A 13,751-nucleotide genomic window follows, 5' to 3' on the forward strand; every position below is an offset into this window, starting at 1 on the left:
GTGCAAAACACACGGATCATGCCGAATACCGGCTACAAACGCACTACCGTGGCGCTGTCCGTGAATTCAAAAGTGAGCGATAAATTGCAGATATCCACCAAAGTCAATTATACCAACAAGAACAGTGATAACCTGCCCGGCACCGGTTACGGTAATCAGTCGATCATGTACTGGTACATTTTCTGGCAGCCGAATGCAGACCTGAACTGGCTGCGGAATTACTGGCAGCTGGGTAAGGAGAAACGTGCGATCGAGTTCCCGTTCAGCTCTTTCCCGGAAAACCCTTATGCTATTGCGTATGAGTTCCTGAACCAGTCGGACAGGAACGCGGTAACTGCTAATGCTACGGCCACCTACGCGTTCACAAAGTCATTGAGTTTACAAGTAAGGGCATCCACCGACCTGAGTTATGAACGCCGCGCGCAGCTGCGGCCTTATGATGCGGGCAGCAGGTACCAGAAGGGCAGCTACCGTACGCAAAATATCTTTTCCCAGGAAATGACGGCGGACTGGTTGTTGAAGTACAATAAGAAACTGAACAAAGATTTCGACATCTCGGCTACTCTCGGGGAAGCGCGATGCGCAACTTCTACAACAGGGATGAAGTGCGGGCGGATTCACTGACGGTACCGGGCGTATACAATATGTCTAACTCCAAAGGGCCAAAAGTAACGCTGCCTTACAAATCGCAGTTGGGCATGAACAGCTTCTACGGTTTGCTTTCCACTTCTTATAAAGACTTCCTTTTTGTAGACGTAACGGGCCGCCAGGACTGGAACAGCACCCTGGCTACCCCAACACGTACTGCAAATGCCGGCTTCTTCTATACCTCCGCGAACCTCAGCTTCGTATTGTCGGAAGTAACCAAACTGCCTGAAATGTTTGATTTCGCGAAGCTGCGATTCTCTGCATCCAGTGTAGGTAGCGGCGGAACTACGCCCTACTATACTTCGTATGGTTACGAAAGCCCGGTGAATTTTGATGGTTATGTGCAGAACCCCACGCTTGTTACCAATCCAAACCTGAAACCACTGCGCACTACTACCTATGAAGTGGGGGCGGCCGCCAAGTTGCTGAAGGGCAGGGCGGGTATCGATGTGGCTTACTACATCGGTACCACGAAAGACCAGATCCTTACCCGCGTACTCGACCGCTCCTCCGGCTGGGGTAGCGCGGTGATCAATACCGGTACCGTGCGTAACAAGGGCTTCGAGTTGTCGCTGAATGGCACGCCGGTATCTACCAAAGATTTTAAATGGAATACTAATATCAATTATTCCACTAACCGCAACCGCATCGTGGCGCTGCCCGATACATCGGTGGTACTGCGCACCGGTCCTGTTGGCGGCGGACAGATCGTAGCGAAAGTGGGGGCAGCATGGGCGACCTGTATGGCCGTGGTTACCTGCGCGCACCGGACGGTCAGATTGTATACGATCCTTCCAATGGCTTTGCCCTGCTCGCCGACGATGTAGTGTACCTTGGCAATACGATGCCGAAAGGTAAATTAGGTTTCGGGAACGATTTCAGTTACCGGTCGTTCCGCCTGAGCGTATTGTTCGATGCGCAATGGGGCGCGGTAGCACACTCGCTGATGCATTATAAATTAGCAGAACAGGGGAAAACCACGAATACACTACCTGGCCGCGCCAGTGGCCTGATTGGCAATGGTGTGGTCATCGACGCCGACGGCAAGTATGTGAAAAACACCACTGTTGCTACCGATGTTGACTATTACTACCGTTCACACTGGGGCATTGATAACGCGGAGGGTAATACTTTTTCTACTGATTTCATCAAATTTAGAGAAGCACGCCTGGATTATACCATAAAACCGGCCGTACTGAAGAAGACGGGATTACAGCGTGTAACCGTGGGCGTTTACGGCCGTAACCTGTTCATCTGGTCGCCCTGGCCGATGTTCGACCCGGAATTCGGCACCATCAGCGGTACAGATATCGTGCAGGGATTTGAGATCGCGCAGTTCCCTTCCACCCGCACCTTTGGCTTTAACGTAGTTATCGGACTTTAATCTGCATCAACATGAAAAAAGGAATGTATAAGATATCGATGATGCTGGCCATGGCAGTGCTCCTGCTCACCGGCTGCACCAAAGATTTCAAAGAACTAAATACCAATCCAAACACTACCACCGATGTGTTGCCGTCACAAATGCTGGCGCCAGCGCTGGTAAACGTATTGCAGTACAACCTGGTGCGCAATCGCAACTTCAACAACGAGTTGATGCAGGTAACGGTAGATATGAACGATGGCGAGGGCCGCGTGTTCCGTTATGATTTTAACAATACCTGGGCGGACTACCTCTACAACAACTGGTACTTACAGCTCACGAACTTCAAAGACCTGTACAAGTTTGCATCAGATACCACCAGCGCCGATTACAGCGAAACCTATATGGCGATATCGCTCGTTTGCCAGTCGTGGATATATTCGTTGCTGACCGATGCTTATGGCGACGTACCCTTTACCCGCTCTAACCTTGGCCGCGACAGCGTGGTATACGAGCCACAGTTCAACACGCAGCAGGAAATTTACGCCGGCATCTTCGCTAACCTGGAACGCGCCAATACACTGCTCACCAATGCGAAGAATGTAGATGCCGCGAGCGATCCGCTGTTTAAAGGCATCGCGTCTAACTGGCAGAAGTTCAGTAACTCTCTTTACTTAAGATGCCTGATGCGCATCTCCGGTAAACAAGAAGTATCGCAGCAGGCCATTGCAAAGTTTGCGGAGATCGTGAACAACCCTTCCACATACCCGATTATTACAACTACGGCAGAATCGGCCATCCTGCGATATACTGGTGTGGCGCCTTATGCTAACCCGCTGAACGTATCGGTGCGCGAACAGGACTTCCGTGCGCCGGGTATCGCCAGCTTCTTTATCGATAACCTGGTGGCCTGGAGCGATCCGCGCCTGAATATATCACTGGGCGCCAACGGTATTAACCGCTGGGGCATTGCACAGTCGGCCGAAGGTTTTAAAGGCGTACCCAGTGGCTATTTGCCCGGTCAGGGTGGTGTGAAAAAGTCGTACTTCCTGTCTAATACCTCCACTACCTCCATGCAAACAGATCCCCTGGCCGGCATGATACTGAACGTAGCAGAAGTGAAATTCATGCTCGCAGAAGCGACCGTTAAAGGCTGGATATCCTCCACCCCTGCGGCCACGTACTACAACGACGGCGCCAGGGCCAGCATTCAACAATGGATGCCCACCTGGAACAATGACATCGTTGTATACCTGACCAATGCGGATATGGAGTGGGACGACGCGGCCACACTGGATCAGAAAATGGAAAAGATCCATCTCCAGAAATATTACGCACTGTTTATGACCGATCTGCAGCAATGGTTCGAGTACCGCCGCACCGGCCATCCGAACCTGCCCAAAGGTCCGGGTCTCGCCAACGGCGGCGTAATGCCCGCGCGCTTTAACTATCCCGTGTATGTGCAGTCGGCCAACCCGACCAACTACAAACTGGCGATAGCGGCACAGGGGCCGGATGTTATTACGACACACGTATGGTGGCAGAAACCGTAATCAAAACCAGAAAAAAATTGTTATGAAGCATTTGCTGAAATATATCGCTGTACTGGCCCTGGTTACCGGCTGGTGGGCTTGTCAGAAAGAAGGGAACTACCCTGGTTCACAAATTAATCCTTACCTGCCGATGTTCGATTTACGCGGTGTGTACCAGGGGAAAGATGTGAAGCTCTCAAAAGAAACGATGTTTGGCTGTGATAAAATCACCGGCGTTGTTATATCTGATCATGCAGGAATGAACCTGCCCGAAGGATTACTGATCATACAGGACTATCGCCGGCTCAACCTGCTGCGCGGCATGTCGATAGATCTGGGCGCGGATGCGGCCAGCTACGCGGTAGGCGACTCAGTGGTGGTCGACGTGAACGGCGGTACGCTCACCCGTAAAAACGGCATCCTGCAGATTACCGGTCTTACCAAAAACAATATCACCAAAGTATCTTCCAATAACACCATTCCGAGAATAAGAGTGAACAGCGACCTGATCCTCAACAAGCCAGGCGATTACGAAAGTGTATTGTCGGTAGTGGTGAAGGGTACATTTGTACCGGTGCCTGCTGCGGGCGAAACCTTCGCAGGTACGCGGGTATTGAACGACGGATTTGGCAACCTGCCGCTGGTAACCAATACCGGCGCCACTTTCGCGGGAGCCACCTTGCCCGGCATGGCGAACTACACGGGCATTGTGTTCCGTAAAGAAGATGATACACCGGAGCTGCGCATGCGCACAGGCAGCGATTATGAAGTGTTTAACGCGTCGCTCACCTTGCAGCCTATCCTCATCACCGGTTTCCTGAACGATCCTACCGCTAACCCGACTTCGGATGCGAACTATGAATATGTGCAGTTTAAAGCTACGCAGGATATCAATTTTGCTGTAACGCCCTACTCAATGGTCGTAAGCAATAACGCCGGCGCTTCTAACCCAACAGGCGCACCTGCACAGGGTTGGGCAACGGGTGTACAGCGTACCTACAAAATAAACATCGCATCGGGTACGGTACAGAAAGGGCAATTCTTTTATGTAGGCGGCCGTTTTAAACTCATTAACGGCCCTAATTCTACCGATATCGCAGCCGCCAACTGGGTTGTCAACTACGACTACGCTGCCAAAGCGGGCGAAGGTTTCGGTAGCGCCAAAACCAACCTGATGGCCAATAGCGGTAACGCCTTTGGTATCGCGGTGTTCGCAGGTGTGACCGTTACAGCGGCTTCTGTTCCGGTAGATGTGATCCATGTAGGTGGTGGCGGCTCGCTGTATGCGGCGCCCTCTTCCGGATACCGCATCTGTAATAATGACTGGTACGATATACAGAACCCACTGGAACCCAGTGTACAGCAGCCTTTCTTCCGCATGGGGACCAATAACATCTTCCTGGGCTACAACGCAGACGATGCCGGCGCCTTCGTAATGCTCGGCGGCGAGTACAGTACCAGTCTCCGGAAATGGACCAAGGTACGCACACAACGCAATATCTTCCCGGGCAAAACAGGTTTGCTCACGGATATTCAGAGCGACTCTCTCTCTACTAAAATTGTTGAATAATCATCTACGTGTAGCCGGTCCCGTAAAAGACCGGCTACATTTTATCTATATTATTGCATGAATTGGTTACAACCGCCGGTACACCAACCGTTGAAACCCGCCGACAACATTGACCGCGATTATAAGCTTTTACGCTGGCAGGTATTTATCGGCATCTTCCTGGGTTATGCAGGTTATTATTTAGTAAGAAAGAATTTCACACTGGCAATGCCCGATCTGATAGAGAAAGGTTTCTCTAAAAAAGAACTCGGTGTGGCCTTATCCGGTGTGGCCGTGGCTTACGGTATCAGCAAATTTATCATGGGGAATGTGAGCGATCGCAGCGATGCGCGTAAATTCATTACCCTCGGATTAGTATTGTCTGCCTTTACCATGGCATTGATGGGCTTCTTCCCATGGGCTACCAGTTCCATTCCCATCATGTTTGCTTTACTGTTTTTAAACGGTTGGTTCCGGGCATGGGGTGGCCGCCGAGCGGCAGGGTAGTGGTACACTGGTTTTCGCAAAAGGAGCGGGGTACGATGATGTCTGTCTGGAACGTAGCGCATAATGTCGGCGGTGGTCTTATCGGGCCGCTGACCATACTCGGCATGCATTTGTTCGGCGTGTGGCAAAGTAAATTTTACTTTCCGGCTGCGGTGGCGCTGGGAGTGGCGGCGATTGCTTACTGGCTGGTGCGCGATACTCCGCAATCATGCGGGCTGCCGCCGGTAGAACAGTACAAAAATGATTATCCCGCCGATTATGGTGCGGCGCATGAAAAGGAACTGTCTGCCAAAACGATATTTAAAGATTATATCCTGCCGAACCGGTTGCTCTGGTACATTGCCGTGGCAAACGTGTTTGTATACCTGCTGCGGTATGGGGTGCTCGACTGGGCGCCCACTTATCTTAAAGAAGTGAAGGGTTTTTCAGTCAGTGATACCGGCTGGGCGTACTTCCTGTACGAGTACGCCGGCATTCCCGGCACACTGCTTTGTGGATGGATCAGTGATAAAGTATTCCGTGGCCGCCGTGCGCCGGCTACCGTGATCTACATGTTGCTTGTATTGATAGCCGTTATCGTTTACTGGCAAAACCCCGCGGGCAGACCATGGGTAGATAATGCCGCCCTCATCGCGATCGGCTTCCTGATATATGGTCCGGTAATGCTCATCGGCGTGCAGGCTTTGGATTTAGTACCCAAGAAGGCCGCCGGTACAGCCGCAGGATTCACCGGCCTGTTTGGATACTTTGGCGGCACGCTGTTCGCAAACGCTGCTATCGGTTACATTACCGACGAATGGGGGTGGGACAGTTATTTCATCGTGATGTGCGTGGCATGCCTGCTCGCTGTGCTGTTCACCGCACTTACCTGGCGGCACGAAAAACAAAAGTTAGTGATTTGATAACACAAGGCTATAACGCCGCTGCTTTACCTTGCGGCCAAATTTTCAGAAACATCAGATATGCACAGGCGTAATTTTCTCTACCTCACCTCTTTACTCGGTGCAGGTATGCTTACAGGAGCGAACAAAGCTTATTCAGCAATTGTGGGTGGCAAAGCCACCAAAGTATCCGGTAAAGTAACCGGTAAGGGTAAAGCCCTCAAAGATGTAGTCGTAAGCGATGGCTTCTCCGTAGTGAAAACCGATAGTAAAGGACGGTTCGAATTTACCGCCAGCGAAAAAGCCGGCTTCGTATTCGTGAGCGTGCCCGCCGGTTACCACATCCCCGTAAGCAAAGAAGGACTGGCGGCCTACTACCAGCCGCTGGAGCCCAAAGATGCGCAGTCTTTCAACTTCGAACTCGCTCCGCTCGGCAAAGACGATAACGAACATAACTTCATTATATGGGCCGATCCGCAGATCAAAAACGAGCAGGACGCACAGCAGCTGCTCACCGAATCGGCGCCCGATACCAAAGCCCTGATCCAGAGTTATCCGAAAGATACGCTGTGGCACGGCGTCGGCTGTGGCGACCTCAGCTGGGACGAGTATGACATGTACGATGACTATATCGCTGCCGCCGGTATGACCGGCGTGCCCTTTTTCCAGGTGATTGGCAACCACGATCAGGACTACCGCCTAGGTGGCGACGAAACCAGCGACCGCACTTTCAAGAAATTATTTGGTCCTACTTACTACTCCTTTAACCGCGGTAAGGCGCACTATGTGGTGCTCGACAATGTGTACTATCTTGGTAAAGAAAGAGAATACAAAGGCATGATCACCGATGAGCAGCTGGCCTGGCTGGCAAAAGACCTGGCGAACGTGAAACCCGGCAGCCTGGTGATCCTCTGCATGCACATTCCCGCTTATACCGAAGCATGGAAACGCCGGGGCTACGAAGCGCCCAATATAGGCTCCGTAACCGACAACCGTGATCAGTTGTACGCCCTGCTGAAAAACTTTAAGGCGCACATCATGACCGGTCATACCCACTTTAACGAAAACGTGCAGCACGAAGGTGTTTATGAACACATCCATGGCACGGTATGCGGCGCCTGGTGGACCGGCTCCATCTGCGAAGATGGTACCCCCAGCGGCTACGGCGTATACGAAGTGAAAGGTGATGAGCTGAAATGGTATTACAAAGGTGTTGGTAAACCGAAAGAATACCAGGTTGCGCTGTACCAGGACGAAATCGATCCGGCCAACATTATTGCCAACGTGTGGAACTACGATCCGCAGTGGAAAGTTGAATTTGCGGCCGATGGTAAAACACTTGGCAGCATGACGCGCTTCAACGGCTTTGATCCGCTGGCAGTTAAGCTGTACAAGGGGCCGGGCATGCCGGTGAAGCGTAAGTTCGTGGAGCCTAATGCTACCGATCACCTGTTTAAAGGTGCTGTTCCATTGAATACAAAACTAGTAACGGTTACTGCGACCGACCGTTTCGGTGCTGTGTATACACAAACGCTGGAGCTGGGCGCTCAGGGGCAAGCAGCCGAAAAAATAAATAACTTATGAAAAACGTATTACCATCTTTGCTGGCAGCCTCCCTGTTGTGGAGCGCCTGCGCCTCGCAGAAGCAAACGGGCGGCAGCGCTGCAGCGTTTCCCGCGTTCGATAAAGAAGGGCACCGCGGTGCACGCGGACTGATGCCGGAAAACACCATTCCAGCCATGAAGAAGTGCATCGATGTGGGCGCTACTACGTTGGAAATGGATGCTTCCATTACCAAAGACAAACAGGTGATCGTATCGCATGACCCCTGGTTTAACCACGACATTGCTACGACGCCCGATGGGCAGCCTGTGACGAAAGAGAACGAAAAAAATATGCGCTTTACACCATGACCTACGACGAGATCAAACGTTTCGACGTGGGGCAGCGTGGTAACCCGGGCTTCCCGCAGCAGCAGCAGATGGCCGTACAGAAGCCCCTGCTTGCCGAGCTGATTGCCGCTTCCGAAGCATACGCCAAAGAAAAAGGTGTGAGGCCAATGTGGTACAACATCGAAACAAAATGTAAACCGGCTACCGATAACAAGTTGCATCCCGAACCCAAAGAATTCGTGGACCTGCTGATGAAGGTGGTAAAGGAGCAGGGCATCGCCGACCGCACGGTGGTCCAGTCGTTCGATCCACGTACATTGAAAATCATGCACGCGGATTACAAAAACGTAAAGACAAGTTTCCTCATTGAGGCTTCAAATAAGAAGAGCCTCGCAGAAAACATCGCGTTCCTCGGTTTCAAACCTTTCGCCCTCAGTCCTCACCACACACTCGTTACCCCCGAGTTGGTAAAAGCCTGTAAAGCCGCCGGCATTAAACTCGTACCTTGGACCGTAAACGACAAAGCGGACATCATCCGCCTGAAGAACATGGGCGTAGACGGCATCATTTCCGACTACCCGAATCTGTTCGCCGAAGCCGGTTTTTAATACAACTATACTATATCTGAAACAAGAGGCTGGTAATTATTGCCAGCCTTTTTTATGCTTCTTCCCGGTCGCTGGTCCCCCGTCATCGGCATGGTATCTTTCGACCATCCTTGCTGCATCCTTCGCTGATCCTTCGCTCATCTTAGGTTCAATTGGCTCTGGTGGCGGTTTTAGCGTAGGATGAGCGAAGGATCAGCGAAGGATGGTCTTACGATCCTCTTATTATTGGGGGATTTACCTGCGTTGAACCGCTCCGAAACCATAGTATTTACTAGGGTTTAGCTCGAATAGCGCCTCCTGAAAGCTTGCTGGGAGGGTGGTGAGCCCTTTGCCTGCCCTTTCACTGCCCTTTGGTTGCCCTTTCGTTGGGTCTGAACGGTGGTTTGGGCGTTGGTAGATGATGATGCGGTGAATAATTAGTATATTCGATGCACAAAATGCGTAGAATGTATATTCACCAACGACAAAACTGGCCGGAATTCAACTGGGACGACGCTGAAATACTGCCCTTACTGGCAAATGTCAGGTATAGGCAGGGCAGGTTACTGGGAGAAATGGCGGCCCCTGGGCTTCAAGCTTCGGGAGGAGGCTAGTTTGCAAACGTTAACGGCGGATGTATTAAAATCCAGTGAAATAGAGGGGGAGATGCTGGATCACGACCAAGTTCGATCCTCGATAGCACGCCGGTTAGGAATGGATATAGGAGGGTTGGTGCCGGCAGACAGGAATGTGGAAGGCGTGGTGGAAATGATGCTGGATGCTACCCAGCGTTATGAAAAGCCATTAACCGCCGAAAGGTTGTTTGGCTGGCAGGCGTCGCTGTTCCCCACGGGCTGGAGCGGTATGCATCGCGTAGAAGTGGGTGGCTGGCGCACAGATAAAGATGGACCGATGCAGGTTATTTCCGGGGCTATGGGGCCGGAGACCGTACATTTCCAGGCCCCCTCCGTCGCTTTGCTGCATGCAGAAATGGACGCTTTTATTACTTGGTTCAACAATGCCCATACGATCGATCCGGTGCTAAAAGCGGCTATTGCGCATTTATGGTTTGTAACCATACACCCGTTTGATGATGGCAATGGGCGGGTAGCCCGGGCGCTAATGGATATGCAGCTGGCGCGGGCAGAAGAAACGCAGCAGCGTTTCTATAGCATGTCCGCACAAATCCGGCAGGAGCGAAAAGATTATTATAAGATATTAGAATCTACACAAAGAGATACGCTGGATATCACGGCGTGGCTCACCTGGTTCCTCCAGTGTTTGGAGCGGGCTATCGCAGCTACAGATCAAACCCTGTCTGTGGTAAAGATGAAGGCACGCTTTTGGGGTTTGCCCGGCGCAGAACAGGTGAGTGAAAGGCAGAAGTTGATGTTGAACGAACTGCTGGAAGGATTCAAGGGAAAATTGACGTCCTCTAAATGGGCGTTGATGACTAAAACTTCCCAAGATACAGCCGTACGTGATATCCAGGACCTGATAGACCGGGGCTTACTGTTGAAAGAGGATGCCGGGGGCAGGAGTACGAGTTATGTGCTCAATTTGCCCGGGTGAAAAACTGCGGCCGAAGTGAGGGGCAACGGCAGCCGAATAGCGAAGAAAATGTTGGCTAAAAAAGTGTATATTGGATTGATTTTATTAATTATCAACCCTTTACCAATGAAGTTAACTCACTTTCTCCGCGCGGTTTCCGCACCGATTTTATTGTTGTTTGTAAAAACCAGCCATGCCCAGCTGGATTACATTGGCCATTTTAATAACGCCACTATGGGCGGTTCTGCCTGGGTGAAGGCAGGGACCTTAGCCATTCCGCAGGCCGGGTTTAGCGCGACTATTACATTTTATGGCGGTTCGGGGTTTAACGCGCAAACAGCCCAGAATGCGCAGGTAGAACTGAACATCCGTACGAGTAACGGTGGATCGCTGGCGGACGGGGCTTACCCGGTGTCTGCCGTGGCTACTATTCTCGGGGAAAACACCGGCTTTGCCAACATCATCCGACTGGTGCCTAATGTGGCAGGCGTTAGTCCCGCCTCGTACGACGTGTATTTTTCCACCGGCTCCTACATTGGGGTTGGCTACTACCGCGTAACCAGCGTATCCGGCATCACCTGGACGCATGCCATGGTACAGGCCACGCCACCGGCAGGTTACAACGTACGCCTCGAGTTCCGTACCCAAACTGATACCTGGCTGGCCCGCAACGCGCTCTTTGCCTCCGCGGCCACCGGTAACGTAGGTATCGGTACGCTTACACCCGACGAAAAGCTCACCGTAAACGGTGTTGTGCGCGCCAAAAAGTGAAAGTAACACAAACCGGCTGGCCCGACTACGTGTTCGACTCCGCGTACGTGCTGCCATCACTGCAACACACGGCCGATTTCATTAAACAGCACAAACATCTGCCTGGCGTAACACCTGCGGCCGAGGTAGAAAAACAGGGGCTGGACATCGGGGCCACGCAGGCACAGCTGCTGGAGAAAATCGAACAGCTTACGTTATACTTGATTGAACAGGAGAAGAAGCTCGCCACGCAGCAATCGCGTATCGACGAGCTGGAAAAAAGATCAGGTAAAACAAAAGCGCCGGGTACTGTGGTACCCGGCTTTTTTAATATCGTGTGTGGCTGTTACATCCACTTCACTTTCTGCTCCAGGGGAATGGTGCGTTTGCCCGGCGCCAGGGTTACATCGGAATAACCGAGGTAGATTACGCCCAGCACTTTGTCTTCTTCCCGCAGTCCCGGGAACTCCTTCATCGAAGGGTGGTAGGCCATACCGCCAGAACCCCAGTAAGCGGAAATGCCTTCTGCGGCAGCGCCCAGCAGCAGGTTCTGCGTAGCGGCGGCAGCGGAAGCAATTTCTTCCAGCTCGGGAATGTTCGGGTTGGCGCCGCGGCGCATGCAGGAAATAATAACATGCGATGCTTTGTCGCCCATGGTAGCCAGTTTGTCGTACGTACCGGGAATGTATGCTTCGCCGCGTACTTTCTTGTACAACTCTGCATGGTCGTGGCAGAACTGTTTCATTTTTTCGCCGCCGTATACATAAAAGAACCAGGGTTCAGTATAAGCGTGCGTTGGCGCCCAATCGGCCAGTTGCAGCAGCTCCTGCACTTTCTCGTCAGGAATCTGCTCACCGTTCATGCTCGTGGGTTTCACGGTGCGGCGGTGGGTAATCACGTGCTTCAGATAAGCAGGTTGCTCGGTAAATGTTGTCATCTTATCCTATCAATTTATCTTTTAAAGGTTCGGGCAGGCGGGTAACTTTCCGCTGGCCATAATCGAAACACACCATGCCGGTTTTGCCTTCGGCGATGGGATGCTTTTTGCCTTCGCGTTCGGTGCTCAGGCGGTATACGAGGTCAAAGCCAAAGGGGGTAAGCTCGTCGGCGGTCACTTCCACATGAAATACATCGCCGCGGAACCCTTCGCCCTTATATACGATTGCTACATCGCTCATGATCATGCCCACGCCAAAGGCGTCCAGCTCGGTGCAGCCTATGCTGTCGAGGAACTGCAGGCGGGCTTCGTGCATAATGGAAAGAATGGCATCGTTGCCAACGTGGCCACCATAGTTTACGTCCTGTATGCGTACAGGGATCTTTGTCTCGAACTTAAATACTTCCGGTAAGCTGATTTTTACTCTGGCCATGTGTCCTTTTTATTGTTGCGCCTGCAGAAAGGCCACCAGCTTTTTAAAAGCCTTCGCGCGGTGACTGTAGGCATTCTTTTCATTCGTGTCCATCTGGGCAAAGGAGCGGGTGTCGCCGGTGGGCTGAAAGATCGGGTCATATCCGAAACCCTTGCCGCCCGTTACATTTTCGAGTATCGTGCCTTCGCAGATGCCTTCGAACTGGTGCTCCTGTCCATCTATAATTAAAGAAATCACAGTGCGGAAGCGGGCCTGCCGGTCGGTGATGCCCAGCATGTTCTCGAGTACCTTCACGATGTTGTCGGCGGGCTCCTTTTGTTCACCGGCATAGCGGGCGCTTAACACACCCGGTTCGCCGTTGAGGGCGGCTATTTCCAGGCCGGTATCTTCCGAAAAGCAGTTTTTACCGGTCATATTATAAATGACGGTCGACTTTTCGCGGGCGTTGTCTTCCAGCGTATCGTGCGGCTCGGGAATATCGATATCGATCCCCGACTCCTTTAACGTGATGATGTCGAAGGCATCGCCCAGCATGGCGCGTATCTCTTTTACCTTATTGTCGTTATTCGTTGCAAAAACCAATACCATGCTTATACTAAGTTGAATAATTTCTGTAATCCCATCCACAGGCGGCCTTTCAATTGTTTGTCGCTGCCAATAAGACCAAGGTCGTGCGAAAACAGGGCAGTAGTGCCGCCGATGGTCACCAGTTGGTAAACGGGAGCTTCCACACCCAGCTGATCGGGGCCAATACCGAACACCACGCAGCGATTAAAGTTCACCACCTGTTGCCATTCTGCCATGGTTAACGCAGTGTACTGTGTTATATTTGCCAATGCCACATCCTGCATGCCCAGTTTGCACGCATTTAAAATATTTGCGAGCAGATTAAACGATTCGTCATTTAAGTACGCTTCATTTTCATTTTGTATGAGCAGCAGTATGTTTTTTTGATTTTCGCCTAAATATTTCACTTTAGGCAGCTCTTTTTGCACCGCCGGCCCTGCCTGCTTTTCTTCCGGAATAATAGGCTGGGTATACATTTTAGCTAGTAAGTACGGATCCAGTTTCACTTCGGAAAGACTCATATATATATTGTTATAACTTTATACGAACGCCCC

At 51.6% G+C, this 13,751-nt stretch carries 16 protein-coding genes and 1 pseudogene; 13 read left to right on the plus strand and 4 right to left on the minus strand.

The window, feature by feature from the left end:
* Positions 1–18 precede the first annotated feature (18 nt).
* From MKQ70_RS34900 to MKQ70_RS34955, 13 genes and pseudogenes are all read left to right on the plus strand, one after another.
* On the plus strand, positions 19–624 hold the full coding sequence (locus MKQ70_RS34900; RefSeq protein ID WP_248079979.1) for a hypothetical protein: 606 nt from the start codon (positions 19–21) through the stop codon (positions 622–624).
* Positions 579–1,475, plus strand: a complete 897-nt coding sequence (locus MKQ70_RS34905; protein WP_248079980.1) for a TonB-dependent receptor domain-containing protein — start codon at positions 579–581, stop codon at positions 1,473–1,475. Before MKQ70_RS34900 ends, MKQ70_RS34905 begins: the two co-directional genes overlap by 46 nt.
* Positions 1,379–2,032 (plus strand): hypothetical protein, encoded by a 654-nt coding sequence (locus tag MKQ70_RS34910; RefSeq protein WP_248079982.1) that lies wholly within the window; start codon positions 1,379–1,381, stop codon positions 2,030–2,032. The genes MKQ70_RS34905 and MKQ70_RS34910 overlap by 97 nt, the downstream gene beginning before the upstream one ends.
* Positions 2,033–2,043: 11 nt before the next feature.
* The gene (locus MKQ70_RS34915) at positions 2,044–3,564 is read left to right on the plus strand and encodes a SusD/RagB family nutrient-binding outer membrane lipoprotein (protein WP_248079984.1); all 1,521 of its coding nucleotides are present in this window, start codon (positions 2,044–2,046) and stop codon (positions 3,562–3,564) included.
* Positions 3,565–3,586: 22 nt separating this feature from the next.
* A complete protein-coding gene (locus MKQ70_RS34920) occupies positions 3,587–5,113 on the plus strand; it encodes a DUF5689 domain-containing protein (protein WP_248079986.1) in 1,527 nt (508 codons plus the stop codon).
* A 207-nt stretch (positions 5,114–5,320) separates the two neighbouring features.
* Positions 5,321–6,501: pseudogene (gene pgtP, locus MKQ70_RS34925) on the plus strand (phosphoglycerate transporter protein PgtP).
* Positions 6,502–6,561: 60 nt separating this feature from the next.
* Entirely contained in the window at positions 6,562–8,064 is a 1,503-nt protein-coding gene (locus MKQ70_RS34930) for a calcineurin-like phosphoesterase C-terminal domain-containing protein (RefSeq protein WP_248079988.1), read from the plus strand.
* Positions 8,061–8,393 carry a glycerophosphodiester phosphodiesterase family protein gene (locus MKQ70_RS40565; RefSeq protein WP_282456961.1) on the plus strand — a complete coding sequence of 111 codons (333 nt, stop codon included), beginning with the start codon at positions 8,061–8,063 and terminating at the stop codon, positions 8,391–8,393. Before MKQ70_RS34930 ends, MKQ70_RS40565 begins: the two co-directional genes overlap by 4 nt.
* Complete coding sequence (locus tag MKQ70_RS34935; RefSeq protein WP_282456962.1) at positions 8,390–8,980, plus strand: glycerophosphodiester phosphodiesterase family protein; 591 nt, start codon at positions 8,390–8,392, stop codon at positions 8,978–8,980. The genes MKQ70_RS40565 and MKQ70_RS34935 overlap by 4 nt, the downstream gene beginning before the upstream one ends.
* A 446-nt stretch (positions 8,981–9,426) precedes the next feature.
* Positions 9,427–9,573 (plus strand): DUF4172 domain-containing protein, encoded by a 147-nt coding sequence (locus MKQ70_RS34940; RefSeq protein WP_282457900.1) that lies wholly within the window; start codon positions 9,427–9,429, stop codon positions 9,571–9,573.
* Between the two features lie 52 nt (positions 9,574–9,625).
* A complete protein-coding gene (locus MKQ70_RS34945) occupies positions 9,626–10,531 on the plus strand; it encodes a Fic family protein (protein WP_248081855.1) in 906 nt (301 codons plus the stop codon).
* A 105-nt stretch (positions 10,532–10,636) separates the two neighbouring features.
* On the plus strand, positions 10,637–11,281 hold the full coding sequence (locus MKQ70_RS34950) for a hypothetical protein (RefSeq protein WP_248079989.1): 645 nt from the start codon (positions 10,637–10,639) through the stop codon (positions 11,279–11,281).
* Complete coding sequence (locus MKQ70_RS34955; RefSeq protein ID WP_248079991.1) at positions 11,278–11,676, plus strand: hypothetical protein; 399 nt, start codon at positions 11,278–11,280, stop codon at positions 11,674–11,676. Before MKQ70_RS34950 ends, MKQ70_RS34955 begins: the two co-directional genes overlap by 4 nt.
* Here MKQ70_RS34955 and MKQ70_RS34960 read toward each other — a convergent pair.
* Genes MKQ70_RS34960 through MKQ70_RS34975 form a run of 4 tightly spaced genes read right to left on the minus strand, consistent with a single transcriptional unit; the run spans position 11,607 to position 13,718 of the window.
* Positions 11,607–12,197 carry a nitroreductase family protein gene (locus tag MKQ70_RS34960; RefSeq protein WP_248079993.1) on the minus strand — a complete coding sequence of 197 codons (591 nt, stop codon included), beginning with the start codon at positions 12,195–12,197 and terminating at the stop codon, positions 11,607–11,609. The genes MKQ70_RS34955 and MKQ70_RS34960 overlap by 70 nt on opposite strands.
* A gap of 1 nt (position 12,198) precedes the next feature.
* Entirely contained in the window at positions 12,199–12,630 is a 432-nt protein-coding gene (locus MKQ70_RS34965) for an acyl-CoA thioesterase (protein ID WP_248079995.1), read from the minus strand.
* A gap of 9 nt (positions 12,631–12,639) precedes the next feature.
* Positions 12,640–13,218, minus strand: coding sequence for an RdgB/HAM1 family non-canonical purine NTP pyrophosphatase (gene rdgB, locus MKQ70_RS34970; protein WP_248079997.1), 579 nt, complete (start codon positions 13,216–13,218; stop codon positions 12,640–12,642).
* 2 nt (positions 13,219–13,220) lie between these two features.
* Positions 13,221–13,718: a hypothetical protein gene (locus MKQ70_RS34975; RefSeq protein WP_248079999.1), complete on the minus strand. Its 498-nt coding sequence runs from the start codon at positions 13,716–13,718 to the stop codon at positions 13,221–13,223.
* Positions 13,719–13,751: the final 33 nt, after the last annotated feature.

It is taken from the genome of Chitinophaga sedimenti, assembly GCF_023156195.1.
GTDB classification, from domain to species: Bacteria; Bacteroidota; Bacteroidia; order Chitinophagales; family Chitinophagaceae; genus Chitinophaga; species Chitinophaga sedimenti.